This is a genomic window from Oceanicaulis sp. LC35 (assembly GCF_052055585.1).
GTDB lineage: Bacteria > Pseudomonadota > Alphaproteobacteria > Caulobacterales > Maricaulaceae > Oceanicaulis.
This window is the reverse complement of the sequence record NZ_CP170485.1, coordinates 1,867,468-1,892,500: the sequence shown is the minus strand read 5'-3', so window position 1 is coordinate 1,892,500 and position 25,033 is coordinate 1,867,468. Positions and strand designations below refer to the sequence as shown.

The window sequence follows — 25,033 nt, the reverse complement described above, 5'->3', positions numbered from 1 at the left end:
GTCCATATCGACGGCATTGTTTGGCACCTCGATGTCGGCTCATCGCATCCTGGGGCTGGAGCAGGTCCCAAGGGTTTGGCTGTTCGCCAATTAAAGCGGTACGTGAGCTGGGTTTAGAACGTCGTGAGACAGTTCGGTCCCTATCTGCCGTGGGTGTTGGATACTTGAGAGGAGCTGTCCCTAGTACGAGAGGACCGGGATGGACGCACCTCTGGTGGACCTGTTGTTGCGCCAGCAGCATAGCAGGGTAGCTAAGTGCGGAAAGGATAACCGCTGAAAGCATCTAAGCGGGAAGCCCCCCTCAAAACCAGGTATCCCTATCAGAGCCGTGGAAGACCACCACGTTGATAGGCTGGAAGTGGAAGCGTAGCGATACGTGAAGCGGACCAGTACTAATTGCTCGATCGGCTTGATCCAACAATGCTCATGGGCGGCGATCGCTTCGCCCCATGAAGCCCACTAAGTCAGTACGTCTCTACATTATGCATCGGTCTTGCCGACCGGGTGGTTATAGCGAAGGCTCCACACCCGTTCCCATCCCGAACACGGCCGTTAAGACCTTCTGCGCCAATGGTACTATGTCCTAAGGCATGGGAGAGTAGGTCGCCGCCCGGTCCGCTAGACTCGATGCATGCTCCGTTTATGAAGTCACTGAGACTGACGTCGCCAGACACAGCGCGACGTTTGCTTCTGCAGCCAGTTTGTTGTTTAACAATCGTGTTGCAGCCCTGATGCGGGGTGGAGCAGCCCGGTAGCTCGTCAGGCTCATAACCTGAAGGTCGTAGGTTCAAATCCTACCCCCGCACCCAATACTCAAAAAGCCCCGCGCCATCTGGCCGGGGCTTTTTGCTGTTCTGGGTATGGCTTGAGCCAGTAGAAAGGGGCGGACCGTATCCGCCCCTTCCGCTCTGATCAGGCCAGATGCTCTTCAAAGAAGCTCTGGAGCGTATCGAAGGGGATGATGTCGACCTGGTCGTAGAGATCACAATGGTCGGCGCCCTCGATAATCATCAGGCGTTTGGGCTCTGCGGCTGCGGCGACCGCGTCTTCGCTGAAATAGCGTGAATGCGCTTCAGACCCTGCGATCACCAGCATGGGGCGCGGCGAGATCTCGTTCACATAGCTCAGAAGCGGCATGTTCATGAAGGAGAGCGGATTGGTCACCGTCCAGCCTTCATTGGAGTTCACAGAGCGTGGGTGATAGCCGCGATCGGTCTTGTAATAGGCGTGATACATCCGGATGACCGGGTTATCGATGCCCTCAATGCTGTCGGGGAGGCCGCCGGCCAGCGCGGGCTCGACGCTTTCGGCGTCCGCCCAGCGTTGTTCGCTGAGACGGGTGAGCTCGGCGGTGCGTTGTTCGGCGGTCAGGGAGTCGTAATAGCCCTTCGCCATGACGCGGGACATGTCGTACATGCTCGCGGTCGCCACGGCCTTGACGCGCTTGTCTGCCGCAACGGCGTTCAGCGCCATGCCGCCGAAGCCGCAAATGCCGATAATGCCGATCCGCTCCCGGTCCACGTCCGGGCGCAGGCCCAGAGCGTCTACAGCCGCCATGAAGTCCTCGGTGTTGATGTCAGGCGAGGCGACATTGCGGACCTCGCCGGCGCTTTCACCCACATAGGAGGGGTCAAAGGCGAGGGTGACGAAGCCACGCTCGGCCATCGTCTGGGCGTAAAGGCCCGCCGATTGTTCTTTTACCGCGCCAAACGGTCCGGCAACGGCGATCGCCGGGCCCGGCTGCGGGCTTGCATCTTTCGGACGATAAAGGTCGCCAACGAGCGGCACGCCATAGCGATTGATGAAACGGATCTTGGAATGGTCCACGCGATCACTTTTGGGGAAGGTCTTGTCCCAGTCCTGGGTCAGGGACTGGGCCGAAGCGCGGCCCTGACCGAGCGCGGACGCACCAAGGGCGGCTGCGGTAACGCCCGCCATTTTAAGAACATGGCGCCGATCATGGCCGGAGGGGGAGGTGGAAGTGTCCGTCATTGTGATTTTCCTCTCTCGGGAGCTTTCATGACAGAACAATAAGTCGCGCGCGGGCGCGCGATAATCCGGCCTGGAGTCATATGCTTTATGCGGAAAACAACTCAATCGGGCGGCATTTATATGGGCTGAGGCTTTCCCTGCTCATCCACGGCCACCATCACATAATCGGCGCTACCCGCGCGGCGCTGGTCTCCCGTGAGCAGGTTCTCGGCCCATAGGTCGACCGCCACATGGATCGAGCTGCGGCCGGTTTTCAGGATGTCGGCGCGGATATCGACCATCTCGCCCTCATGGACCGGCTGGGTGAAGCGGCTTTGCGGGCTGGCGGCCATGACGACGCGGGCTTTCGCCCGGCGCGTGGCGAGCACATAGGCCGCCCGGCCCATCAGGGCGAGCGCGTCGCCGCCAAACAGGGTGCCGTAATGATTGGTCTGGGGCGGGAAGACCAGGTCCTGAAAGCGCAGGCTCGAGGCGAGGGCGAGATCCTCGCTCAGCTCCTCCAGCCCGGCGTGACTGCTCGCCAGCCCTGACAGGGGCGGCAGGGGATCCGCCTTGTCCCGGGTGTTGGCCACCAGGGTGAAACGGCCTGTGGTGGCCAAGCGTCGTTCCCCGGTCAGCGCGGCTTCGCCCCAGAGCTTCACCTCCACACCGATCGAGCGACAGCCGACGCGGAGGAGAAAGGCTTGTGCTTCCACGAGCTCGCCCACATGGATGGGGGCGTTGAAATCGACCCGGTCACAGCTGGCGGTGACAAAGCTGTCGCGGCCATGCCGGGAGGCGGCGAGAAAGGCCGCCTTGTCCATCAGGGCCATGGCTTCCCCGCCGAACAGCGTGCCATGATGATTGCACAGGGAGGGAAAGACCTGTTCGATCATGTGTACGACCGGCGCAGGATGGATCTCGACCGCCGCATCAACGGTCGCGCATACGTCATTCATGTCTGGTTCGCCGACACACCCCGTCCAGCGCCTAATCGGTTCGTGAACTGCGACCGGCAGGTCTCCTGGCTCGCGGGCCGTGACGTTTCGCCTTCCCGTGGCCGCGAGAGCCCAGTGGCGTTTTGAAACGTCTTCACCGCTTACAGTTGCGGGGGCAGCGCCGGACTTGCCGCCATGAAAAGGGCGGCTCACCGGTCTTCCCGATTAACCCCTTGCGGGGACCGACGCAGTTGGAGCTATCGCTCCGGAATGGGCAGTCTGGCGCTCGAAGTTTTATAAACAATCAATAATAAACGGATTTGCATCCGTCTTGCGTGCTTGCCTTTCTGCGCGATTGGGCGCAAGGAGGCGCTACGCAAGCACGCGCCCCGGATCGTCCGGGTTGCGCGGCGACGGATCAGCCGGAGCGAGTCTCGCTCCCGTTACGAGGTCCGGGCGTGGGCGATGATCGCCCTTGTACGGCGGCTGAACGATCCAGTTGTCCCATTGAAAACGACACAGCGCCCGGAGGTCGTCCGAGAGCGCTCCATTGAGGTTATCTTGACCAAATTTACCGACTTCGGTCTCAATCCGTCCATTCTCACCGCCATTTCAGAACAAGGTTATGAGACCCCGACGCCGATCCAGGCGCGCGCCATTCCCGCAGTGATGAAGGGCCATGACCTGATTGGTCTGGCCCAGACCGGCACCGGCAAGACCGCAGCGTTCGTGCTGCCGCTGGTTCACCAGCTTCTGACCGAGAATAAGCAGGCGCCGGGCCGCTCTTGCCGCGCGCTGATCCTGGCGCCGACGCGTGAGCTCGCCGCCCAGATTGAAGAGCAGGTGAAGGCCTATACCGCCCATACCAAACTCACGAGCACGGTGGTGTTCGGCGGCGTCAAAGCCGGCCCGCAGATCAAGGCGCTGGCGCGCGGCGTTGATATTCTTGTGGCGACGCCGGGCCGTCTTCTGGACCATCTCGGTGAGCGCAAGGCGCGGCTTGATCTCACCCGTTTCGTCATTCTGGACGAAGCCGACCAGATGCTCGATCTCGGCTTTATTCCGGCGATCCGCAAGCTGTTGCGCATGGTGGGCGAGGAGCGTCAGACGCTGATGTTCTCTGCGACCATGGCGCCGGCGATCCGTCAGCTGGCCGATGACTTTCTCGACAACCCTGAAACCGTGGCGGTGACCCCGCCGTCCAAGCCTGTCGAGCGGATCGACCAGAAGGTCTTTTACACCGAGGCCTCGGCCAAGCCGGACGCTCTTATCGATCTGATGGCGCCCGAGGCCGGCAAGCGCGCGATCATTTTCACCCGCACCAAGTACGGCGCGGACCGGGTCGCCAAGCGTCTGGTGAAATACGGCCACAAGGCCAACGCCATTCATGGCGACAAGAGCCAGAACCAGCGCATCCGGGCGCTGGACGCCTTCAAGACCGGTGAAGCCCCGGTGCTGGTGGCGACCGATATCGCCGCCCGCGGCATCGATGTGGACGGCGTCGATCTGGTGGTGAACTACGAATTGCCGAACGTCGCCGAGAACTATGTTCACCGCATCGGCCGGACTGCCCGTGCAGGCGCCAGTGGCCGCGCCGTGGCGCTGTGCGCGCCCGATGAGCGCGTCATGCTCAAGGACATTGAGAAGACCATGGGCGTCGCCATTCCGGGCCTCAATGACGCCCCGCCCATGCCCAAGGGCGAAGCGGCCAAGTCCAAGCGCCGTCGTCGCGGCGGTCGCCGCGGCCAGGGCCAGGGGCAGGGCGAGGGCCAGGGGCAGGCTCAGGCTCAGGCCAGCGCTCCGCGTGGCGGTGAGGGCTCCAAGGGCGGGCCGCGCGGCGGCAAGCCCCAGCGTCATCGCCGGGGCGGTGGCGGCGGCGGTCAACGCCGGTCCGGTGGCCCGCGTGCAGCGGAATAGGCTTATAAGCAGACCGTAACTTGCCAGACGCGCGAGTCTCAGCACCCTGAGCCCCAGCTTCAGGGGAGATGAGATGCGTCAGCTTTTGCGTGCGGTTGTTCTGAGTGTCATCGGTCTCGGCTCCGCCGGGACCGCTCTTGCTGTCCAGCCGGCGCCTGACGGGCTCGACCCGGTCGAGCCCTATCTCGCCTTCGAGGAGGGCCCGGTTCTGATCGAGCATGTGCTCGTCCTGGACGGGACGGGCGCGCCCGCCCAACCGGATATGAGCGTGCTTCTGGAAGACGGGCGCATCACCCGACTGGCGCCAAGCTCCGAGTTGGATGTCTCTGGATCCGTGCGCCGTGTGGATGGCGAAGGCCGCACCCTGATCCCGGGGATCGTGGGGGCTCATAACCATACCCACATGCCCGGCGCGCCCTTGCTGCAACGGGCGGCGAGCCGTCTGTATCTGGCGGGCGGGGTGACCACGATTCGCACGGTTGGCGCCGCCTCTCCCATCGCCGATCTCGCCATGGCTGAGGCGGCTGAAACCGGAAGCGCCCTGTCGCCGCGCGTTGCGACCTCGGCCCCTTATGTCAGCGGCCCAGGAGATGCGCCGGTCATGGTGCAGCCCGCCAGCGAGGATGAGGCGCGCGCCTTTGTGCGTCGCTGGGCGGAGACGGGCGTGGGCTGGATCAAGCTCTATCGTCGGGTCGAACCCCATATCGCCGCCGCTGTCATTGACGAGGCCCATGCCCACGGTCTGCGCGTGGCCGGGCATTTGTGTTCCCTGACCTTTGAAGAGGCATCCGCGCTCGGCATCGACACGATCGAGCACGGCCTTGTCTCGGCGAGCGACTTTCTCGCGGACAAGCCCGAGGGCGAGTGCATTGGCGGCACGGTTCCGAACATGGCGCATGTGGATGCGGGTAGCGATGCGGCGCAGCGCGTCTTCGCGACCCTGGTGGAGAACGGAACCGCGCTCGTCTCAACGCTCGCCATCGTCGAAAGCCGGTTCGCCTATCGCTATCAGGGCGAGGAACGCATCGTGCGGTATCTGGCGCCGGCGTTTCAGGAGGCGTATGAAGCGCGTCAGGCCCAGCTTTCACAAAGTGCAAGCGAGACCGATGCCTCCTTTGACAATGCGCTAGCCTTTGAGCGCGCCTTTTTCGAGGCGGGCGGCCTTCTGGCGGCGGGTATCGATCCGGGGCGTCACAACCTGCCAGGCTTTGGCGATCAGCGAAATTACGCATTGTTTCTGGAAGCGGGCTTTTCCCCCGCTGAAGCGCTGCAAGTGATGACGCTGAACGGCGCGCGGGTCGTCGGGCGCGAGGATGAGCTGGGCTCTGTGGAGGCGGGAAAGCTCGCCGATCTGGTGTTGCTGGAGGGAGACCTGATTGCGGACCCCCAGGCCATCACACGCCCGGTTCTGGTCTTTCTGAACGGCCGCGCCTATGACCCGGCCGCACTTCTCGACGGGCTCGAAGGACAGGTGGGGCTGCAATAGCCCTACAAAAACGCCATGCCGGTTTCGCGCATCCAGAACTCATCGAGCTGGGCAAGGGCGTAGCGGTCATGGGCGCTGACGGGCAGGTCCGCCATCACCGTGGCGGGCTCGACCCATCGCTGCTCGATGCCGGGGGCGGCGGGCCAGAGGCCTGAGGACGGTCCGTCACAATAATAGGCTCTGAGTTTCAGCCAGACCCAGTCGCCGAGGGCATGGGCGCCGATAGGGCTGTCATGGCGCGCCTGAACCAGAACGGCTTCTTCAAAGAGATTGCTTTCATTGACGAAGACCGTGCCCTTGCGGGCGTCCCAGGCGGCGTTGAGGGCTTTGGCGTTCTCTGACAGAGGCGCATCCATCCCAAAGCCGGGCAGGCGCCAGTTATGGCCATGGCTGAGGCCGCGCGGATCAGGGGCGAAGAGGTCTGAGGGCGCGAGGACGCCGGGCTGATGGTCGCGCTCGATCAGAACGCGGCTTTCCGCGTCGACGATGATGTAAAGTTGATAGCGCGCTTCGGGAAAGACGGGCGCGATGTCATCTTGGGACTGCGCATAGCCGTCAAAGTCCCACCCCAGGAACATGTGCAGATCACTGCGAGCGTTGTCGGCTTGGCCGCGCACAAATTCGCTATCGTCCTCAAGCGCTTCGCCGAGCACTTTGCGCACGCGTGTTTCGTGAAGCTCGCCGGTCAGTCTCGCAAGATGGCCGAGCGCCAGTACGGCATTGCCGCGCACATACTCATCCTCATGCTCGGCGAGCTGAAGGCAGATGGCCTGAACGTCCACGCGGTCGGGCAGGCCGAGCGCCAGAGCGATGGGCAGGGTCTGCAGATCCTCCAGCGGACCACGCTCGATGATTTGCGCCACCAGCTGTGGGGTAAGCTCGTCCTGAACCATGGCTAGCTGGTGGGGTTTTCTTCTGTGCAGGCAGGCGGTTCGCCCGGTTCGGGATCACCAGGCAGGGGGATGTATTCGCGCTCATCCACCGGCATGTGGAAGTATGTGTCCCTGAAGCCGCCCGCGATGGAGGCGCGCCAGTCGGCTTTGGCTTCCTCGATCCGTTCGCGAGATGTAGAGACGAAATTCCATTCCATGAAGCGCTCGCCCAAGGGCTGACCACCCAGAAGCATCAGGCGCGCATCCTCGGTCACGGTGACGCGTCCAGTGGTCTCGCCCGGAGCGTAGATCGCCATCTGGCCGCCCGTGAGTGTTTCGGAGGCCGTCTGGATGCTCCCGCTCACCACGTGGATCGCCAGCTCGTCATGACCTTCGGGCAGATCAAATTCGGCGCCCGCTTTCGCTTCGATATGGGCATAGACGATCGGGGAGTAGACCTTGACCGGAGAGGTGTGGCCGTAAGCCTCGCCCAGGATCAGCCTGAACTGCGCGCCCCCGATGTCGAAGGCAGGCAATTCGCCAGCGCCATGATGGTGAAACTCGGCGTCGATCTCCTGCTGGTCTTCAGGCAGGGCGACCCAGACCTGAATGCCATGCAGGAACATGCCTTTGGCGCGCGCTTCATCCCCTGTGCGTTCGGAATGGGTGACGCCCTTGCCGGCGGTCATCCAGTTCACATCACCAGGATAGACGGTCTGGTGCACGCCCAGACAGTCGCGGTGATCCATTTCACCATCAAACAGATAGGTGACAGTCGCCAGACCGATATGGGGGTGGGGGCGCACATCAATGCCCTCGCCGGGCTTGAATTGCGCCGGGCCCATCTGGTCGTAGAACACGAACGGACCCACATGGCGGCGCTGCGCAACAGGCAGAATGCGCGCGACGGAGAACCCGCCCAGATCCTTGCTCTTGCCTTCGAGAATGCGTTCAAGAGAGCTCATCGGACGTGTCCTTTGTCAGGGGCGTCTAGCCGGTGGTGCGGTCGAGGATGACGTTCATCCGGGTGCTATGGCGCACGCCATAGCCCTTGCGCATGGCGAGGGCGGCGGCGTCCGGCGCATCGCGGCCATCGGCCATGTCGGCTCGCTCGAGGATGAGCAGGTCCGGCCAGCGGTCTTTGTCGGCTTTGGCGAAGAAGTGGGACAGGATGGCCGCTTCGCCGCCTTCCACATCCACCTTCATGGCATGAGCTTTTTTCAGCTTCAGCTCGTCCATCAGGGTCAGGAGCGTGGTGACGCGTACCGCTTCGCCCTCGGACCCGCCCAGCCGGGCTTGCCCATGATTGCCGGAGATCATGCGCATGACTTCCTCGCCCTCGTAATCGGCGAGGGCGACGCCAGCCATCTCGATATTTCCAAGACCGTTCTGACGCGCGTTGAAACTGAGACGGCGACGCATCTCGCGCTGGGGTTCAACCGCGATGACGCGCGATTTATCTCCGCCCGCTTTCGCCGCGACCAGCGAATAGGCGCCCGCATTGGCGCCGATATCCATGAAGGTCTTGCCCGGCCCCATCAGGGCGCGCAATGAGGCCAGCTCAGCAGGGTCAAAGCATTGCGGCGTCATGAACAGGCGCTTTTCCGACAGATTGTCGGTGGGATGCAGGCGCAGCTTCAGCCCGAGCGCTTCCACATCGGCGACCCCGGCTTTCACACCGTTCAGCGCCAGCGGACGCGCCGCGCCCGCCAGCCGCAGACCGGCGCGTGAAGCGGGCAGGGCCCGGCCAATGGCGAGGCCGATCTTGCTGATGAAACCGGGGGCATAGGCGCCGTATTCCGGCGTCGGCGGCTCATGGGCGATCGGTCCGCCGCGCGAGCGGGCCATGCCTTCGGGGGCCGGCGGAATCGCCAGGGTTTCATCAGTTTCAAGCGAGGCTTGATCGGGATTGGGAGCCGTCTCTGTCATAGCCGGACATATAAACGGTTTTGTCCCCGCCCGCATACCATCAGATCAGGTTTTCACTTTTGCGAAGGCGCCTATAAGGTCAGCCCGAACCGGAGAGGGAGAGACAACATGCTGCGCACCGTCATGGTCGCCGCCCTGGCATCAACCGCGAGCCTGGCTCAGGCCCAGGACGCGGTGTTCGAGCTGGACGCCGAAACCCGCGAAATCGCCCAGAGCCTGGGTCAGACCGCGCTGGCGAGCGATCTGGCCTATGAGATCACCGAATCCCTGACCACGGAAGTGGGGCCGCGTCTGGCGGGTACGCCGCAGGAGGCCCGCGCGCGTGAATGGGCTGTTGAGACGCTTGAGCGTCTTGATTTCGAGAATGTGCGCGTTGAGCCGTTCGAGCTTGATCTGTGGACGCGTGGCCGGTCGGTCTATGAGGAAGTGGCTATTACTGCGCCCTATCCCCAGCCGCTCTACGCCATCTCTCTGGGCGGCGCGGGCGCGACGCCTGAGGGCGGACTTGAGGCCGAAGTGGTCTTCTTTGACAGTTATGACTCGCTGCTGGCTTCGGATGCATCCGCGGACGCCCTGGAAGGCAAGCTGGTCTTCGTCAATGACCGCATGGTCGCCAGCCGGACGGGCGAGGGCTATGGCTGGGCCAACCGCAAGCGTCGCGACGCCTGGGTGATGGCCGAGGACCGGGGCGCTTCGGGCCTTCTGATCCGTTCTGTGGGCACCAGCACCAACCGCTTCGCCCATACCGGCATGATGAGCTTTCCTGAAGGACGCCATCCGGAAATTCCGGCGCTGGCCGTTTCCGGCCCGGATGCCGACCAGATCCAGCGCCTTCACGAGATGGGCGAAACCATTCGCATCAACATGCGCACCTATGCCGGCTGGCGCGGGCAGGCGATGAGCGGCAATGTCATCGCCGAGATCGAAGGCTCCGAGGCGCCCGATGAAATCGTCATCATTGGCGCGCACCTGGACAGCTGGGACACGGCGACCGGCGCGCTGGACGATGGCGCCGGCGTGGGCATCGTCACCGCGGCCGCCAAGCTGATCGCCGATAGCGGGCACCGTCCGCGCCGCACCATTCGCGTGGTGCTGTTCGGCGCCGAGGAAGTCGGCCTTGTGGGCGCGCGCGCCTACGCTAACGCCCGCATGGAAGATGGCACCATTCCGAACCATATCATCGGTTCTGAATCCGATTTCGGTGCGCGGGAAGTCTGGCGCATGGGGTCAAATGTGGGTGAGCACGCTTTGCCGGAAATCGCTGCGATCCACCGCGAGCTTCAGTCACTGGGCGTTGTGCCGGGCGATAATGAAGGCGGCGGCGGCCCCGACATGATCCCGCTGCAATATATGGGCGTGCCCATGGTGCGCCTGGAACAGAATGGCGAGGACTATTTCGAGTTCCACCACACCCCCAACGACACCTTCGACAAGATCGTGCCCGAGGAGATGGCGCAGAATGTTGCGGCCTGGACCATGATGGTCTGGCTGCTGGCGGACAGTGAAACCGACTTCCGCCCGCAGGCGCAGCAAAACGCCGCCAGCGAGTAGTTTCCGTTCTGGAAGCAATGAGCTTCCAGAACGCGGGCTACACACAGGATACGGGCGTAGGCATATCCCCTGACATGTCATGCGGCGGCGCCGCAAGAATGATGGAGATGATTATGTCTGCGCCCAATATCCTTCGCATCAATACCAGCGCCCGGACCGACGGTTCGATCACGCGTGAACTGTCTGACCTTCTGACTCAGGCTCTGGCCGGTGACGCCGGCGATGTGGTTGTGCGCGACCTGGCGCAGAACCCCGAAGAACAGCTGACCGCTGACTGGGTCACTGCCAACTTCACCGACCCGTCCGAGCGCAGTGATGCGCAGCGTGAGACGCTGAAAGGCTCTGACGCGCTGATCGCCGAGCTGCACGCGGCGGATCACATCGTCATCGGTGTGGCGATGTACAATTTCTCCATCCCGTCTTCGCTGAAAGCCTGGATCGACCATGTCGCCCGCGCCCGCGAAACCTTCCGCTACACTGAAGCCGGTTCAGAAGGCCTTCTGAAAGACAAGACCGTCTGGCTGGTCACGGCATCTGGCGGGGCGCGTCTGGATTCCGAAGCCGATTTCGCAACGCCCTATCTGCGCTTCATCCTGGGCTTCCTGGGCCTCACCGATGTGCGCGTGATCGACGGCATGGGCTGGCCCTTCCTGGACGACGCCCAGAAGGACGCCGTGCGGGAGCTGGCGCGCACCGCAACCACCGAAACGCTGTTGGCGGCGGAATAGGGTTTCCACTCACAACATCGTGGTGAGCGATTGATTGGCGCTTGCGAGGCGCGGACCGCATGTCTTGAGCCCTCTATTGCAGATGGCTCAAGGAGTTTTCATGACCGCGCCTCGCATTCTGACCCTGTATTCCAGCGGTCGCACCACCCACTCCGCCAGCCGTGAACTGGCGGACCGCCTGTCTCAGGCCCTGGCCGGAGATGCGGACGCGATCGTGACCCGGGACCTGGTGGCGAACCCGCTGCCTTTCGTGGACGAGGCCTTTGTCGATGCGGCGTTCACGCCGCCCTCCACGCGCACTGAGGCTCAAATCGAGGCGTTGCGCGTCTCGACTGAAGTCATGAATGAGCTGATGGGCGTGGATCACGTCGTCATTGCGACGCCGATGTACAACTATTCCATCCCGGCGGCGCTCAAGGCCTGGATTGATCTGGTCGCGCGTGCAAACGAGACCTTCCGGTATGTCTTTGATGATGGCGATCCGTATGTGGAAGGCCTTGTGAAGAACAAGACCGTTTGGATCGTCATGCCCACCGGCGGTACGGCGCTGGGGTCCGAGATCGATTACGCCACGGGCTATCTGAAATACGTGCTCGGCTTTATGGGCATGACCGATGTGCGCTTCATCGACGCCGCGGGCTGGCGTGAGTTCGATGACGCTCGCAAGGACGGTCTGCGTGAAGAGCTGAAAGCGCTGGCCGCCAGCGCCTGAGGCTGACAGGCGGGCGGTCTAGAGCGCCCGCCATTCCTCGCGCACGCCGAGCTGGCGGAAGACTTCCGACCAGTACGCTTGCAGGACTTCGCGTTGCTCTGCGCTCCAGCCGCGGCGTTCGATCAGATAGATCTCGATCTGCACGCCTGCGAGCACATCGCCATACTCTTCCTCCACCAGCGCCGCGACGCGGCCGGGCGGGGGCAGGCGGTTGGCGAGATCGGAACGCGCGCGGCCATAGACGCTGAACAGGCGCGAGTTCTGCAGCATGTCCGAGACCAGCACCACGGTGCGGCGCGGCGTGCTGGGGTCAAAATCCTCTTCCAGCGCCAAATCCGCCAGCGCCTCGATAATGGGGCTGGCCGGGCTTTCCTTGGGCTCGACAAGGTCGGCGAGGGCGCTTTGCAGCGGGCCCTCAAACAGCGCCTGATAGCGCGCCTCGACGCGGGCCGGATTGCGGTAGAGCGGATTGATCTGATCGCCGCGTCCGGGATTACACAGAGAGAAGCTGTTGGTGTTGATCAGCTCGCCGCGGGCGTCGAGTTCATAAAGAGACAGGCGCTCGCCAATATCGAGCCGGTCACGGCTGTGCAGAACGAGGCCCTCGATGCGCTGGGCCTGCTCGGGGGAGTAAAGATCGGTCTTGTCGATCACCAGCGCCATGTGGGCGGGTTGTTCGCCGCTCAGGCACAACGTGTTGGGATCGTATTCAGGCGGTTGAAGCACAAGGGCGGCATAGCTGATCGCGCCCAGCACGCCCGCCACGATCAGGATATTGACGATGCCAAGCATGTCCTTGCTGCGCATGACCCTGATGTCCCCCTTGCCGGTCGATACCGTATGGAATCCATCTTAGACATGCGTGCGGACAAGGCTAGGTCCAGTTTGACGAGCCGGGGAGGGCGAGGACGCGTCAGCCGTGTGTCGCGACGCCCCTGTTGCTCTCCCCGTCTTCGGATCAGGCGTGTTCAAACTCGATCTGCTGCAGCAGGATGGCGATATCGCGTTGATCGCCACCGACCGGAGACTCCAGATCAGACTTGGTCTTGATCACGATCTTGAAGTCGGCGCCCTTGTCGATCCGGGCCTTGCACTCGATTGTAATAGCGCCTGAGAAAGCGGACTTCTTCACCTCGAACGGCGTGTCGCCAATGCGACCTTCGATGACGTAATTGGCGCGGTGGTTATCGGGCACGGCAAGCCGCAACTTGACCTTGCGGACCGGGCGCTCCGCCACGAACCCCATCGAGAACCGGGGCGCGATCCAGCCATCCTCGAAAAAGCCGATCTGCTTGCCGACCTGGCGACTGACATAGCCCAGGACCGGCGGGGTGGCGCGGTCCAGCAGGTCATTGAAGCGATGGCTGAGGTGTTTGATCGTCGCGGCCTGCTCGACTTCCTTGTCGTGGAAGAAGTTGATGAAGCTATCGCGCTTGCTGATCAGGCGATGGATGTCCTGATACATCTCCCGCGTCACCTCGGCGCCAGTCTGGAAGCTGTCGGGCAGGGGCCAGTGGATATAATGGGTCGTGTGATTGCCGCGGATTTCCTCCTGCGGGCGATCCTTGGTGTAGAAGTACAGCGCCAGGGATTTGCGCGACAGGTGCTGCTTGTCCTGTGGCAGCTTGATCCGGCGGAAGCCGTGCCAGGAATGATCGTTCGTTTCGTGGATCACGGCCCGGTTGGCGAACGGCGGAAAGGCCTTGATCTCATTGGTCGCGGGAATGCGCGGGTCCTTGTGCAGCTCCAGGCTGCCGCCCCAGTCGGCATCCCATTCGGGATTGAGATAGATCAGGACGTTGATGCGGCGGTGATACTGGTTGCGATCGTCGAAGTTGAAATCGAGGTGGATATCCAGCTCGGCGTCGTTGAGGTTTTCGTGCGTGCCGCCGCCATAGGTGCTCTCGCCGCCCCAGACCAGATCTTCAATGCCGGTGACGGAGCTGAGCCAGCGCGTGAATTCGCCATTGGTCAGGGAGTCATACACGGCCTTGTAGTGGGGGCCGATCTGCTGGAGTTCCCAGTTCACATCCTTGGCGCCGTACTGGCCGAATTCATTGACGGCGCGGTCGTTCGAAAAGGAAGGAAATTCCGAGATCAGGCCGTCACTAATGCTTTGATCGAGAAAGTTGTCGACGCAAATGTGTTTGAAGGGCGTGTTGTTTTCAAACTGTGTTCTAAGCAGCTCTGAGTTCTCATGCGAGCTCTTTGAAATGATTGCATTCATTGACTGCGGCCTCGGTGGGTAACTGCAACGCACCCTCCGCTGTTATGCAATCTCACAGGGGAATGCAACCGACATCAGGCGCCATCTTCGACGCCTGATGTCAAAAGGCGAAACGCCCCGGTCTTACCGCCCCGGAAAGGGCGGTTTGTCCGAGCCGCGATCCTCGGCGCTTTCCGACAGATCGGTGTCCGGCGCCTGCTCATAAAGCTGGATCGAGCGTGAATTGTCCGCCGCGAAAAACTTGTCGATCTTGCGCTTGAGGGCGATCGCCTCACGCCGGGTCGGCGCGCTCAGGCTGGCCTCGATATCATCGGGGTCCTGGGCGTGTTCGCGATGCGTGTGCGGCAATTGCTTGAGCACGGCGGACAGGTGCGCGGCGGCGTTGATGGCGCGGCGCTGGGCGGTGCCATAGCCGATCAGGCGGTCGTCAAAGGTTGCGCCCTTGAACGCCGCGATGGCCGCAAAGGTGATGCCCAGCCCGAACAGCAAGAGGCCTTCGAGCGTCTGGATGCCGGTAAAGGACAGGGCCGAACTGACTGGCGCCAGGATCGCGCCCGTGGGTTCAGCCAGATCGCCGAGCGCCAGCGTGGCGGCGTTCAGCTCCAGAAGGTCGCGATAGAGCGCGGCGGTGTAGTTCAGGAACACCACGAAACCCACCGCCATGGGCGTGCCGATAATGGCCGCAGCGAAGGAGAAGGGGCGGTCAGGGTTCTGCAACAGGCGCAGCCCCAGAAAGCCGACGAGGAAGAAGGCCGTGATGACGTTGGTGAAGGCCACGGTGATGGCCTGGATCCAGCCGCCCAGAAGGCCAAGGTCGGAACTCTTGGAAAAGAAGTAGGCGTTGATCAGCCCTTCCACCAGCACCATTCCCGCCAGGATGGAGAAGTGCATGATGTGGCTGTCGGGATAGGTGGCCGAGCGGTTGATCCACTTGTCGCGCGGCAGGGCCTCTTCAAACATGCGGCCCCGCGTCTGGCGGAAGTGCAGATACGCGTCAAAGCACGCCGAGGCGCGGTAATACGCATCCGTCAGACGATCAAACATCTGATGGGTCTTGCGGTCGATTTCTGTATCCATGGCGTCGTCCGAATCCTCTGAACGTCCCCGGTTCAAACCGAGAAGATTGTTCGAGATCGGCCGATCTTGGGTCTCAATCGTATCACGCATGGTCCGGCCCCTTAGCTTAATTTCACACGCCCAAGCATTAACCATGTCCCGATAATCGAGCTTAAGTTGGGCGAAATCAAACGAAACAAGGCGAAAGCATGGCGAATTGCGACTTTTTCAAGGGCTGGCGCCGGCCTAGATTCCATCTGAATCGAGTCAGGCGCATGCTGCGCCGTTAACATAGATGAACAGCTCGGCGCTGAACCGGAGCTGAACACTCAAGGGGAAGGCCATGTCAGGAACTCACAATACGCGCCGCACGGTTCTGGGGCTTCTGGCGGGCGCCGGGGTTGGCGGCATCGCGGCATCCGCGGCGGGCGCGCGTCAGCAAACCCCGATCAATGCGGACATGCTGTCGGGCGCGGAGCGGCTTATGGGCGTGCGCTATACCCCGTCCGAACGCGAGCAGATGCTGAACGGCATCGACGCCTGGGTGTCCCGCGCCGAGCGCTTGCGCGCGGTTGAGAAACCCAATGAGCTTGCGCCCGCTCTGACCTTTGATCCGCGCTTGCCCGGCCAGACCTATCGCGATCAGGGCAATTTCGTCAGCGGCCTGCCGATCAATGCGGGGCCTGCGCCGACTGATCCCGCGGATATCGCCTTTGCGCCGAGCTGGAAGCAATCGGCCTGGATGGCGCAGGGCGCGCTGACCAGCCTGGAGCTGACCGATATCTATCTTGATCGCATCGCCCGGCATGGCGACGCGCTGGAATGCTATGTCACCGTCACCGCCGATCTGGCGCGGCGTCAGGCGCGGGAGCGCGACGAGGAGCGCGCGCGGGGGCAGGTGCGCGGGCCGCTGCATGGCATCCCTTATGCGCTCAAGGACATCATCGATGTGGCGGACATTCGCGCGACCTGGGGCGCAGCGATCTATCAGGACCATGTGGCGGAGCAGACCGCCGTAGTCGCGCAACGCCTGGAAGCGGCGGGGGCAGTGCTGTTGGGCAAGGCGACGTCGGGCGCTTTGGCCTATGGCGATATCTGGTTTGACGGGGTGACCCGCAATCCGTTCAACCCCAATGAAGGCAGTTCAGGCAGCTCGGCGGGACCGGCCTCGGCCACGGCGGCAGCGTTGTGCAGCATCGCCATCGGCACGGAAACGCTGGGCTCCATCGTCTCACCCTCCCATCGCTGCGGCACGACGGGCTTGCGCCCGACCTTCGGGCGGGTGGCGCGGACGGGCGCCATGGCGTTGTGCTGGTCGCTCGACAAGATCGGTCCCATTGTGCGCTCGGCGCCCGATGCGGCTTTGGTGCTGGGCGTGATCAATGGCGGGGATGCGGGGGATGCGTCGTCTTTTGATCATGGCTTTGAAGCGGACTTCTCGCGCGACCTCAGCGGCCTGCGTCTGGGCTATAACCCGGCCTGGTTCGAAGAGGCGGCCGATCCTGATCGCGCCGCGCTCGAAGCGGCCCGCGCGCTGGGTGTGGAGCTGGTCCCGGTCGAGTTTGACGACCAGCCCTGGGACACGATGCTGATCCAGCTCGAATGCGAGGCCGCAGCGGCGTTCGAGACGATGACGCTTGAAGATCTTGATGACCAGCTGCGCTGGCAGGTGGATGCGGCCTGGCCGAACACCTTCCGCCGGGCGCGCTTCGCGAGCGCCGTGGACATGGTCAATGCCGACCGCTTGCGTCGCAAGGCGATGGAGATGATGGCGCAGACCTTTGAGGGCGTTGACGCCATGATCGGGCCGAACTTTGCGGGCGGCATGCTGCTGATCACCAACTATACCGGCCATCCCCAGCTGGCCTTCCGATCGGGCTTTGTCGACCAGCCCACGCGGACGATTTTCGGTGCGCCGGCGGATGAAAGCGGAGAGACTTTCTCTGTGCCCTATGCGACCTCGCTCTGGGCGCCTCTGTTTGACGAAGGCGTGATCCTGGCGCTGGGCGCGCAGATTGAAGCGCGGCTGGGCGTGGCCGATACTCGGCCGCAAGCGTTCGCCGAGTAACGCCTCAGCCCCGGGAGGAGACCGTCCATGAAGTTCTATGATTGCGCCACTGCGCCCAGCCCGCGCCGCGCTCGCATGGTGATTGCGGAAAAGCGGATTGATGTGGAGACCGTCGAGGTTGATCTGCGCTCGGGCCAGCAGTTCAGCGAGGACTTCATGTCGGTCAATCCGGGCTGCACCGTGCCGGTGCTGGTCACCGATGACGGGGACAGCCTGTGCGAGAACGCCTCCATCGTGCGGTATCTTGAAGCGCTCTATCCTGATCCGCCGCTTCTGGGCACAAGCCCGATCGAACAGGCGCGCGTGGCTGAATGGGTGTGGCGCTCCGAGTTTGAAGGCCTGATCAGCGTGATGGAGGTGCTGCGCAACACCTCAATATCCATGAAGGACCGGGCGCTGCCGGGGCCGGACCCCGTGCCGCAAATTCCTGAACTGGCTGAGCGCGGCATGGCGCGAGGCCAGCGCTTCTTCAAGACGCTCGACAAACGCCTCTCCGACACGCCCTGGCTGGCGGGAGACACGTTCAGCTTTGCTGACATCACCGCCTTCGTGACCGTTGAGTTCGGCGCCTGGGTCAAGATGATCCCCGGCGAGGATCTGGAGGCGCTGGCGAAATGGCGGGACGCCTGCAAGGCGCGGCCCAGCGGTCAGGTGTGACGCTTCCGCGTCAGCCAGACAGACGCGCCGCCACAGCTGTCATCCCAGAGAACCCGGTCGATGATCTCAAGCCCGGCTTCCTCCAGCGCAGATTCAAACTGCGCCGGGGCGAGGCTGGCGTGAAACAGCCGGTCGCCGAACATGTCACCCCAGGCGACGCCATCGCCATCCCCGCTGGTGAACATGAAGGGCGCGCCGGGCGCCAAAGCCGTGCCGATGTGTGCGATAAGCTGCGCCTGATCAAGGCCGGGCAGGTGAAAGCTGGAATGCCAGGCGAGGGCGCCTGCATAGGGACCGGCCAGCGTCACGGTGCGCATATCGCCGACACGCCAGGTCTGGCCCGGCCAGGACTTCTGGCATAGCGCAATCATGGCCGGGGCGATGTCCACGCCCTCAACGTCAAAGCCCTGTTCAATCAGGTGCGCGGCAATGGGAAATCCGGAGCCACATCCCAGATCGAGTATGCGCCCGCTTGGTGCCGCCAAAGCAAGAAAGCGGGCCATCCAGCCCGCTTCCATGAAGGTCTTTGCTGAACGTCTGCGCGCGTCAAAGCGCTCGGCATGGCGTTCATAGATGTCCGCAATGGCGGCGGCGCCGCGCGCCTCCGCCTCGCGATCACGATCCGTCATTCCGCGTTCGCAGGATCGTATTGCTCGAACCAGGCGAGGACGTGACCGGCTTTCTGCAACAGGCGCGAGGGGCGGCTGTCGGCGATGCCGTGATAGGCGCCCGGAATGCGCACCAGACGGCTTTCAATGCCGCGGATCTGCAGGGCGTTATAGTACTGCTCGGCCTCGAACACCGGGGTGCGGCGGTCTTCGCCGCCCACAAAGACGAGGGCCGGGGTTTCCACATTACCCACCAGCGAGAGCGGGCTGCGGCGCCAATAGGTTTCAGGATCGTCCCACGGCGTTACACCGAACCAGTAGCGATAGATGCTGGGGCCGATGTCCGCGGCGAGCGCAAAGCTGATCCAGTTGATCACCGGCTTGCCCACGGCGGCCGCGGCGAAGCGGTCTGTCACCCCGATCAGCTGGGCGGTCAGCACGCCGCCGCCCGAACCGCCGGTCACGAACAGACGCTCTTCATCCACAAAACCGCGCGCGACCAGCGCATCCACGCCCGACAGCAGGTCATCCACGTCCTGTCCGGGATAATCCTTGTCGATTTCGTTAGAGAAGGCTTCGCCATAAGAGGTCGAACCGCGCGGATTGGTGTAGAGCACCACATAGCCCGCCGCCGCATAAAGCTGGACCTCGGCGGAGAATTGCGGGCCGTAGGCGGTGTGCGGGCCGCCATGGATCTCAAGGATCATCGGATAGGTCTGGCCGGGATCAAAGCCGGGCGGATAGGCGATCCAGCCCTCGATCTCCTGACCATCGGCGGAGCTTTCCCAGGTGAAGCGTTCGATCTCCGCCAGATCACGCAGGCCCAGAACGTCCGCGTTCACATCGGTCAGGCGATTGGCGAGGCCGCGTCGCGTACCCACGCCCACATTGGCGAGATCGGACGCGCTGGCGATGGTCGCCGCCCAGCGGTCATTGCCGGACACGGTGAAAGAGCCCGAGGTGTAGGGGCGACCAAAGGTCGTGCCGCCAAGGGCGTCATTGATCCGGTCGAGCCCGCCGCTCAGGCCCGCATAGGCGAGCACCGTATGGCCGCGATCATCAAAGCTGACAAAGAGGCCGCGTCCGCGTTCATCCCATTCGGCCTGATTGATGCCGCGATCCAGATCCGCCAGCAATTCGCGCGGTTCGCCGCCTGACAGCGCCACGACCTTGAGGTCGGTGTCCACATTGGACTCCTCACGGCGCGGGGTGGAGAGATACGCCAGCGTCTGACCATCGGGCGAGACGCGGGGGCTCGATTCCCCGCCGGGGAAGCTGGTGATCTGAACCGGCTCGGAGGCATCCAGCGCGATGGCGTAGATGTCGGCTTCGCGGAAGTCGAAATCGTCCGCCTGACGGCCGCCCAGCGAGTAATAGAGGCGCTCGGATTGCGGCCCCCAGCTGACGCCCGAGATCGAGCCATCGGTTACATGGGTCAATTGACGCGGCGCGCCGCCATCCGCAGGCGCGACGAAAATCTGGGAAAAGCCCGAAGGCAGCTCGCCTGCGCCGTCAAATTCATAGCGGGTGGTTTCATCCACCAGCGCCGGCGCCGCCCATTCCGCACCGCGGGGCTTGTCCGGCATGCCGATATCAATCTGCGGCTCGGGCGTGGGCATGAACATGGTGAAAGCGATCCAGCGGCCATCGGGCGACCAGCTGAGATTGCCGGCGCCGCCGGGCAGTTGGGCCAGCGTGGCGCTGCTCCCGCTATCGACCCAGATCTTGCGCAGCTCGCTCTCGCCATTCTCATTGGCGACAAAGACGATCTGGGAGGAGTCCGGGGACCAGCGCGGTGAGGAATACTCGCCAGCGCCGGTGACCAGCGGGCGATTGGCGCCGCCTTCATAGGGCACGGTCCAGATCGCCGAGCGGGTCTGGTCGGTCATGATGTCATTGGAGCGCCGCTGATAGGCGACCCAGCGGCCATTGGGGCTGATCTGAGGATCGTTCGCCATCTCCAGGCTGAAGATGTCGGCGGCCTGCAGGGGGCCGCCTTCAGCCTGGGTCGAGGCCAAGGCGCCCGGAGCCGCCAGCGCCATGGCGAGCGAAGCAAGAAGAATGCGGTTCATCAATTACGCTCCAAATCTCTGATTTGTCAGCGTAGGGCTGTGAAGCGCCCAAGGGCAAGTCTGCGCTAGCGCGCATTGCTGAGAAGCCGGGCCCGCGACAGCCTGTATGGCGGCGCCGGATGGGGCAGCTGGCCCATGGCCCGCCCGGAAAAGAAATGCGCCTGGGTCTGGGTGGCGGCCCGGAAGGTTTCCCAGGCGTCGACCCGGTTGAAATATACAAGCGCGTTGCCGCGCTTGGCGCTGGCCATCAGTCGTTCGATGTCCAGCCGGTCCGCATCTGTCGGGCGCTCGGGGAAATCGGCACCGATCGCATCGACGCCTGAATGCTCGAACCGGCTCCAATACGGCCAGTCCGTCCGCACATGGACAAAGAGCTTTCCGGTCTGGGCATGCAGGATGCGCAGAGTTTCATCGAGAATGTTCGGCGGCGGATCAGCGGGCGCATCCTTGATCTGGATCCAGACCAGCTGCCGGATGTTCGCGGGCAGGGCGGCCAGCGCTGTGACATATTGGGATCGTGTCCGCGCATTGCTCAAAGACGTATAGCCGGCCGGAACGATGAGGGCGCAGCGACTGCCCGAATTCACCAGATCAGAGAGGGCGTCGGTCGCTTCGCTGAGCACCGCCCGGTCAACAGCCAGACGCGCATCGGGCTTGAGGTCCGTCAGCATCAGGTCGGTGTTGCGTGACTGGAAGGGCTGATCGATCTCGGCGCTGACAGCCCGCACGAAATAACTCGCCACGGCTTCACGATTCTTGTCCCAGACCGGCTGGTAGTACAGGGAGAACGCCTTGTTCTGGTCAGGCTCTGTCTCGACGGTTCTCGCCCGGCGCGGCTCATCCACGTCAGCAGAGGCGAGGGTGGCGGCGAACTCCTCCACGCTGAGCTGTTCGCACTTGGCCTCGACGCCCAGCTGATTGATGAAGGCCTCGCCCAGGAAAAACTCCTCAAGCTCCAGCCGGACCTTGTTGGTCAGGGCCTGGGCCTGACGCCCCGAGAGCGCCTTGAAGATAACGAGATAGCCGCTTTCGCACTGGATGATGAGGTCATCCTCGGCGACATGGCGTTCCATGATCGAGCGTGAGGCGATGAAGGCGCGCTCTCGCAGTTCGGGCCAACGCGGACCTGCGGCTTCGCGCACCCGCTCCATGTTCACGAACTGGTAGCGGCTGACATCAATCTGCTCTGCGCTGGCCAGATGGCGCTTGAGCTGGATCATCACGTCGTCGTTCACGCGGCTCTCTCTTCTTCCTGCCTGCGAGGAGAGTGTAGCGCTGAAGGCGTTGTCAGACAGTAACCCTGATATGCGCGTGTGCGGTTGCGGCAATTTCGGCCCCAGAGGGGTTATATCCATACTCCACATGCTGCGCTGTGTTGCTGCGCCGCATCGGTAATAAAATATTCAAATAAAATAGGCTTTTCTGGCATTCTCATTTGAATGTCGCGCATGCAGCATCTTTATATTGCGTTGCAAATCAGTCATGGTCCGGACAACCGGTCAGCTGGCTGGTCGAAAACTAAAAGCAGTTAAAAAAAGCTGCGTCTTATCAGGGAGAGTTTCCATGGCAGCATCCTTCACACGGATCGCCTTGCTTGCCGCCGCGTCCAGCCTGACGCTCGGCGCAGCGTCTCAAGCTCAGGTGTTCGAACAGGTCGGCGGCGGCGAGCGCCGTACGATCGACGTGATCACCGTGACGGCGCAACAACGTGAGGAAAGCGCGCAAGACGTGCCGATCTCCATTGGCGCCTACGACACCGAAGCGCTGGCCAATGCCGGCGTGCGTGACATCAAGGACCTGCAAGCCATTGCTCCGGGCCTGATCGTCACTTCCACCCAGTCTGAAACCATCACGACCGCCCGTATTCGCGGCATCGGCACCGTGGGCGACAATTTCGGCCTCGAAAGCTCGGTCGGCGTCTATATCGACGGCGTGTTCCGCGCCCGTAACGGCGTGGGCTTCAACGATCTGGGCGAGCTGGAGCGCATTGAAGTGCTGCGCGGTCCGCAAGGCACGCTGTTCGGCAAGAACACCTCCGCCGGCGTTCTGAACATCGTCACCGCGGGTCCGGAATTCGAGCCGGGCGCCGGTCTGGAAGCCACCATCGGCGATTACAACTATTCGCGCCTCAGCGGTTATGTGACCGGCCCGATCGTGGAAGACGTTCTGGCGGGCCGCCTGTTTGCGGTGCGCGGTCAGCGCGACGGCTATATGGACCTCTATGTCGAGGACGATAACGGCCAGCTTCGCCAGACCGATTCTGACAATCAGGACTTCTGGTCCGTGCGCGGTCAGTTGGAATGGACGCCGAGCGAAACGGTCACCGGCCGCATCATCGCCGACTACACCGAGCGTGATGAAGTCTGCTGCTCCGCCGCGTCCTGGGATTACACCCCGGCGGGTATCGCCCTGGTGAACTCTGTGGGCGGCCAGACCCTGTACCCGGCTGATCCGTCCGAGCGCGTGGCCTTCGCCAACCGCGAATTTGACCAGATCGTCGAAGACTGGGGCGTGTCCGCCGAGTTTGATTTCGAACTTCCGGTCGGCACCCTGACCACGGTCACCTCCTATCGCAACTGGGAAAACGCCCGTAGCCAGGACATTGACTACACCAGCGCCGACCTCGCTTATCGCGACAAGGACAACAACTTCACCGACATCGAGCGTCTGTCCCAGGAAGTCCGTCTGAACGGCCAATGGGGCGATCTGGACTGGCTCGTGGGCGCGTTCTACTCCCACGAAGATCTGGTTCTGGGCGACGGCATCCGCGTCGGCGAAGACTGGGAAGCCTTCCTGGGCCGCTCCCTGACGGCGGGCACCGTGCCGCCGCTGGGCACGCCGGCTGGCGTCAGCGCTGTGCTGGCTTCGCTGACGGGCGGTCTGATCAACATTCCCCCGGGCATGGCCTTCGTTGACGGCCAGGGCGTGAACCAGGATGTGTATGAGCAGTCGGCGGACAGCTGGGCGATCTTCACCCACAACGCCTACCGCATCACCGACAATCTGACCGTGACGGCGGGTCTGCGCTACACTCGTGAAAACAAGGACGTTTACGCGACCTTCGACACCAACCAGCCGCTGGCTTGCGCCGCGCTGGAACAGGCGTTCGGCTTTGATCCGATCAACGGCTTCATTGCTGCGGCCACCGCTCAGAACATGCCGGCGGCGACCATTGCGAACGGCGCGACGGCGATCGGCAGCATCTGCCTGCCCTATCACCGCTCGGGTCTGGACGCGAACGGCTATGATAACGAGCGCACCGACGAGGAAGTCTCCGGCACGATCCGCCTGACCTATGACATCAGCGACGACGCGATGATCTATGGCGGCTATTCGCGCGGCTTCAAAGCGGGCGGCTTCAACCTGGATCGCCAGCTGAACGGCCCGATCGGCCCGGATGGCTACACCAATTCGGACAACTCGTTCGCGCCGGAAATCGTCGATTCCTATGAAGTCGGCTTCAAGTCCCAGCTGTTCGGCAATGTCGTCCAGCTGAACGGCTCGGCCTTCTACCAGCAGGTCAGCGACTTCCAGCTCAACACCTTCAACGGCATCGCCTTTGTGGTGGAAAGCATTGATGAAGCCGAGACCTATGGCGTGGAGCTTGATTTCTACTACGCCACTCCGATCGACGGTCTCGATGTGACGGCGGGCTACGCCTACACCAACACCGAGTACACCGAAGTGAACACGGGTGACCCGCTGGTGGACGCCCTGCAAGGTCAGGACTTCTCGCTGGTGCCGGATCAGACCTTCACTACGCAGCTGATCTATAGCCGCCCGGTGTTCAACAACCTGCTGGCCAGCGCCAGCCTGGATGCCCGCTGGGCGTCTGAATACAACACCGGCTCCGATCTCGACCCGGAAAAGGTCCAGGACTCCTTCACCACGGTGAATGCGCGCCTGGGTCTGGGTCGTGAAGACGGCGCCTGGTCTGTCGAGCTGTGGGGTCGCAACCTCACCGACGAGACCTACGCCCAGGTGGCGATCGACGCCTTTGCCCAGGGCCGCCGCGCCGGCTCCGGCACTTCGATCGACCCGCGTGGCACCGCCAGCTATGCAGCATTCCTGGGCGCCCCGCGCACCTGGGGTGTGACGCTGCGCACGGAGTGGTAACACCCGCTTTTCCAGCTTAGCTGCACCTGCGAAAGGCCGCTTCCAACCGGAAGCGGCCTTTTCTTTTATTGGCTTATCCGATTCTGCCTTGTCGAATCTGCTGTGCTAGTTAGCGGGCGCAGCGC

General features: G+C 63.0%; 19 protein-coding genes, 1 tRNA gene, 2 rRNA genes and 1 riboswitch (1 of these 23 cut by a window edge). Of the genes, 11 read left to right on the top strand and 11 right to left on the bottom strand.

The window, feature by feature from the left end:
* From ACFELO_RS08985 to ACFELO_RS08975, 3 genes are all read left to right on the top strand, one after another.
* A 23S ribosomal RNA gene (locus tag ACFELO_RS08985) occupies positions 1 to 417 on the top strand (it extends 2,370 nt beyond the left edge of the window).
* Positions 418 to 500: 83 nt separating this feature from the next.
* Positions 501 to 615: ribosomal RNA gene (rrf, locus tag ACFELO_RS08980) — 5S ribosomal RNA — on the top strand.
* A 117-nt stretch (positions 616 to 732) separates the two neighbouring features.
* Positions 733 to 809, top strand: a tRNA-Met gene (locus tag ACFELO_RS08975).
* 103 nt (positions 810 to 912) lie between these two features.
* Here the strand turns inward: ACFELO_RS08975 and ACFELO_RS08970 are convergent.
* Together ACFELO_RS08970 and ACFELO_RS08965 are read right to left on the bottom strand one after the other, a co-directional pair.
* Positions 913 to 1,992 carry an alpha/beta hydrolase gene (locus ACFELO_RS08970; protein ID WP_440957435.1) on the bottom strand — a complete coding sequence of 360 codons (1,080 nt, stop codon included), beginning with the start codon at positions 1,990 to 1,992 and terminating at the stop codon, positions 913 to 915.
* 116 nt (positions 1,993 to 2,108) lie between these two features.
* Positions 2,109 to 2,930: an acyl-CoA thioesterase gene (locus tag ACFELO_RS08965; RefSeq protein WP_440957434.1), complete on the bottom strand. Its 822-nt coding sequence runs from the start codon at positions 2,928 to 2,930 to the stop codon at positions 2,109 to 2,111.
* A 38-nt stretch (positions 2,931 to 2,968) separates the two neighbouring features.
* Positions 2,969 to 3,170: riboswitch (cobalamin riboswitch) on the bottom strand.
* A 300-nt stretch (positions 3,171 to 3,470) separates the two neighbouring features.
* Here ACFELO_RS08965 and ACFELO_RS08960 point away from each other — a divergent pair.
* Both ACFELO_RS08960 and ACFELO_RS08955 read left to right on the top strand, forming a co-directional pair.
* A complete protein-coding gene (locus tag ACFELO_RS08960; protein WP_440957433.1) occupies positions 3,471 to 4,826 on the top strand; it encodes a DEAD/DEAH box helicase in 1,356 nt (451 codons plus the stop codon).
* A gap of 73 nt (positions 4,827 to 4,899) precedes the next feature.
* Positions 4,900 to 6,312, top strand: a complete 1,413-nt coding sequence (locus ACFELO_RS08955) for an amidohydrolase family protein (RefSeq protein WP_440957432.1) — start codon at positions 4,900 to 4,902, stop codon at positions 6,310 to 6,312.
* 2 nt (positions 6,313 to 6,314) lie between these two features.
* On the opposite strand, the gene ACFELO_RS08950 is transcribed toward ACFELO_RS08955, so the two are convergent.
* From ACFELO_RS08950 to ACFELO_RS08940, 3 genes are read right to left on the bottom strand one after another with little or no spacing between them, the layout of a single operon-like run.
* Positions 6,315 to 7,205: a hypothetical protein gene (locus ACFELO_RS08950; protein WP_440957431.1), complete on the bottom strand. Its 891-nt coding sequence runs from the start codon at positions 7,203 to 7,205 to the stop codon at positions 6,315 to 6,317.
* Positions 7,206 to 7,207: 2 nt separating this feature from the next.
* A complete protein-coding gene (locus ACFELO_RS08945; protein WP_440957430.1) occupies positions 7,208 to 8,149 on the bottom strand; it encodes a pirin family protein in 942 nt (313 codons plus the stop codon).
* A 25-nt stretch (positions 8,150 to 8,174) separates the two neighbouring features.
* Entirely contained in the window at positions 8,175 to 9,113 is a 939-nt protein-coding gene (locus ACFELO_RS08940) for an FkbM family methyltransferase (RefSeq protein WP_440957429.1), read from the bottom strand.
* 108 nt (positions 9,114 to 9,221) lie between these two features.
* On the opposite strand from ACFELO_RS08940, the gene ACFELO_RS08935 reads away from it, so the two are divergent.
* The 3 genes from ACFELO_RS08935 (at position 9,222) to ACFELO_RS08925 (ending at position 12,104) form a co-directional block, all read left to right on the top strand.
* Positions 9,222 to 10,664, top strand: a complete 1,443-nt coding sequence (locus ACFELO_RS08935) for a M20/M25/M40 family metallo-hydrolase (RefSeq protein WP_440957428.1) — start codon at positions 9,222 to 9,224, stop codon at positions 10,662 to 10,664.
* Positions 10,665 to 10,777: 113 nt separating this feature from the next.
* Positions 10,778 to 11,392 (top strand): FMN-dependent NADH-azoreductase, encoded by a 615-nt coding sequence (locus ACFELO_RS08930; protein ID WP_440957427.1) that lies wholly within the window; start codon positions 10,778 to 10,780, stop codon positions 11,390 to 11,392.
* 100 nt (positions 11,393 to 11,492) lie between these two features.
* Entirely contained in the window at positions 11,493 to 12,104 is a 612-nt protein-coding gene (locus ACFELO_RS08925) for an FMN-dependent NADH-azoreductase (RefSeq protein ID WP_440957426.1), read from the top strand.
* Positions 12,105 to 12,122: 18 nt separating this feature from the next.
* Here ACFELO_RS08925 and ACFELO_RS08920 read toward each other — a convergent pair whose 3' ends face one another.
* From ACFELO_RS08920 to ACFELO_RS08910, 3 genes are all read right to left on the bottom strand, one after another.
* Positions 12,123 to 12,911, bottom strand: a complete 789-nt coding sequence (locus tag ACFELO_RS08920) for a hypothetical protein (RefSeq protein WP_440957425.1) — start codon at positions 12,909 to 12,911, stop codon at positions 12,123 to 12,125.
* A gap of 151 nt (positions 12,912 to 13,062) precedes the next feature.
* On the bottom strand, positions 13,063 to 14,331 hold the full coding sequence (locus ACFELO_RS08915; protein WP_440957424.1) for a 2OG-Fe(II) oxygenase: 1,269 nt from the start codon (positions 14,329 to 14,331) through the stop codon (positions 13,063 to 13,065).
* A gap of 123 nt (positions 14,332 to 14,454) precedes the next feature.
* On the bottom strand, positions 14,455 to 15,498 hold the full coding sequence (locus ACFELO_RS08910; protein ID WP_440957423.1) for a hypothetical protein: 1,044 nt from the start codon (positions 15,496 to 15,498) through the stop codon (positions 14,455 to 14,457).
* Between the two features lie 232 nt (positions 15,499 to 15,730).
* On the opposite strand from ACFELO_RS08910, the gene ACFELO_RS08905 reads away from it, so the two are divergent.
* Both ACFELO_RS08905 and ACFELO_RS08900 read left to right on the top strand, forming a co-directional pair.
* On the top strand, positions 15,731 to 17,455 hold the full coding sequence (locus ACFELO_RS08905; protein WP_440957422.1) for an amidase: 1,725 nt from the start codon (positions 15,731 to 15,733) through the stop codon (positions 17,453 to 17,455).
* A 27-nt stretch (positions 17,456 to 17,482) separates the two neighbouring features.
* Entirely contained in the window at positions 17,483 to 18,112 is a 630-nt protein-coding gene (locus tag ACFELO_RS08900; protein WP_440957421.1) for a glutathione S-transferase family protein, read from the top strand.
* Here the strand turns inward: ACFELO_RS08900 and ACFELO_RS08895 are convergent.
* From ACFELO_RS08895 to ACFELO_RS08885, 3 genes are all read right to left on the bottom strand, one after another.
* Positions 18,103 to 18,741 (bottom strand): class I SAM-dependent DNA methyltransferase, encoded by a 639-nt coding sequence (locus ACFELO_RS08895; protein ID WP_440957420.1) that lies wholly within the window; start codon positions 18,739 to 18,741, stop codon positions 18,103 to 18,105. The two genes, ACFELO_RS08900 and ACFELO_RS08895, sit on opposite strands and share 10 nt — an antisense overlap.
* Entirely contained in the window at positions 18,738 to 20,792 is a 2,055-nt protein-coding gene (locus tag ACFELO_RS08890) for a prolyl oligopeptidase family serine peptidase (RefSeq protein ID WP_440957419.1), read from the bottom strand. Before ACFELO_RS08890 ends, ACFELO_RS08895 begins: the two co-directional genes overlap by 4 nt.
* A gap of 65 nt (positions 20,793 to 20,857) precedes the next feature.
* On the bottom strand, positions 20,858 to 22,027 hold the full coding sequence (locus tag ACFELO_RS08885) for a hypothetical protein (RefSeq protein WP_440957418.1): 1,170 nt from the start codon (positions 22,025 to 22,027) through the stop codon (positions 20,858 to 20,860).
* 328 nt (positions 22,028 to 22,355) lie between these two features.
* Here ACFELO_RS08885 and ACFELO_RS08880 point away from each other — a divergent pair, with 328 nt between their 5' ends.
* A complete protein-coding gene (locus ACFELO_RS08880; RefSeq protein WP_440957417.1) occupies positions 22,356 to 24,908 on the top strand; it encodes a TonB-dependent receptor in 2,553 nt (850 codons plus the stop codon).
* Positions 24,909 to 25,033: the final 125 nt, after the last annotated feature.

What these genes read in the sequence shown, in the direction of transcription:
- ACFELO_RS08970 (WP_440957435.1), bottom strand. Translation starts at nt 1,992, where the DNA reads ATGACGGACACTTCCACCTCCCCCTCCGGCCATGATCGGCGCCATGTT.
- ACFELO_RS08965 (WP_440957434.1), bottom strand. Translation starts at nt 2,930, where the DNA reads ATGAATGACGTATGCGCGACCGTTGATGCGGCGGTCGAGATCCATCCT.
- ACFELO_RS08955 (WP_440957432.1), top strand. Translation starts at nt 4,900, where the DNA reads ATGCGTCAGCTTTTGCGTGCGGTTGTTCTGAGTGTCATCGGTCTCGGC.
- ACFELO_RS08950 (WP_440957431.1), bottom strand. Translation starts at nt 7,205, where the DNA reads ATGGTTCAGGACGAGCTTACCCCACAGCTGGTGGCGCAAATCATCGAG.
- ACFELO_RS08945 (WP_440957430.1), bottom strand. Translation starts at nt 8,149, where the DNA reads ATGAGCTCTCTTGAACGCATTCTCGAAGGCAAGAGCAAGGATCTGGGC.
- ACFELO_RS08940 (WP_440957429.1), bottom strand. Translation starts at nt 9,113, where the DNA reads ATGACAGAGACGGCTCCCAATCCCGATCAAGCCTCGCTTGAAACTGAT.
- ACFELO_RS08935 (WP_440957428.1), top strand. Translation starts at nt 9,222, where the DNA reads ATGCTGCGCACCGTCATGGTCGCCGCCCTGGCATCAACCGCGAGCCTG.
- ACFELO_RS08930 (WP_440957427.1), top strand. Translation starts at nt 10,778, where the DNA reads ATGTCTGCGCCCAATATCCTTCGCATCAATACCAGCGCCCGGACCGAC.
- ACFELO_RS08925 (WP_440957426.1), top strand. Translation starts at nt 11,493, where the DNA reads ATGACCGCGCCTCGCATTCTGACCCTGTATTCCAGCGGTCGCACCACC.
- ACFELO_RS08920 (WP_440957425.1), bottom strand. Translation starts at nt 12,911, where the DNA reads ATGCGCAGCAAGGACATGCTTGGCATCGTCAATATCCTGATCGTGGCG.
- ACFELO_RS08915 (WP_440957424.1), bottom strand. Translation starts at nt 14,331, where the DNA reads ATGAATGCAATCATTTCAAAGAGCTCGCATGAGAACTCAGAGCTGCTT.
- ACFELO_RS08910 (WP_440957423.1), bottom strand. Translation starts at nt 15,498, where the DNA reads ATGCGTGATACGATTGAGACCCAAGATCGGCCGATCTCGAACAATCTT.
- ACFELO_RS08905 (WP_440957422.1), top strand. Translation starts at nt 15,731, where the DNA reads ATGTCAGGAACTCACAATACGCGCCGCACGGTTCTGGGGCTTCTGGCG.
- ACFELO_RS08900 (WP_440957421.1), top strand. Translation starts at nt 17,483, where the DNA reads ATGAAGTTCTATGATTGCGCCACTGCGCCCAGCCCGCGCCGCGCTCGC.
- ACFELO_RS08895 (WP_440957420.1), bottom strand. Translation starts at nt 18,741, where the DNA reads ATGACGGATCGTGATCGCGAGGCGGAGGCGCGCGGCGCCGCCGCCATT.
- ACFELO_RS08890 (WP_440957419.1), bottom strand. Translation starts at nt 20,792, where the DNA reads ATGAACCGCATTCTTCTTGCTTCGCTCGCCATGGCGCTGGCGGCTCCG.
- ACFELO_RS08880 (WP_440957417.1), top strand. Translation starts at nt 22,356, where the DNA reads ATGGCAGCATCCTTCACACGGATCGCCTTGCTTGCCGCCGCGTCCAGC.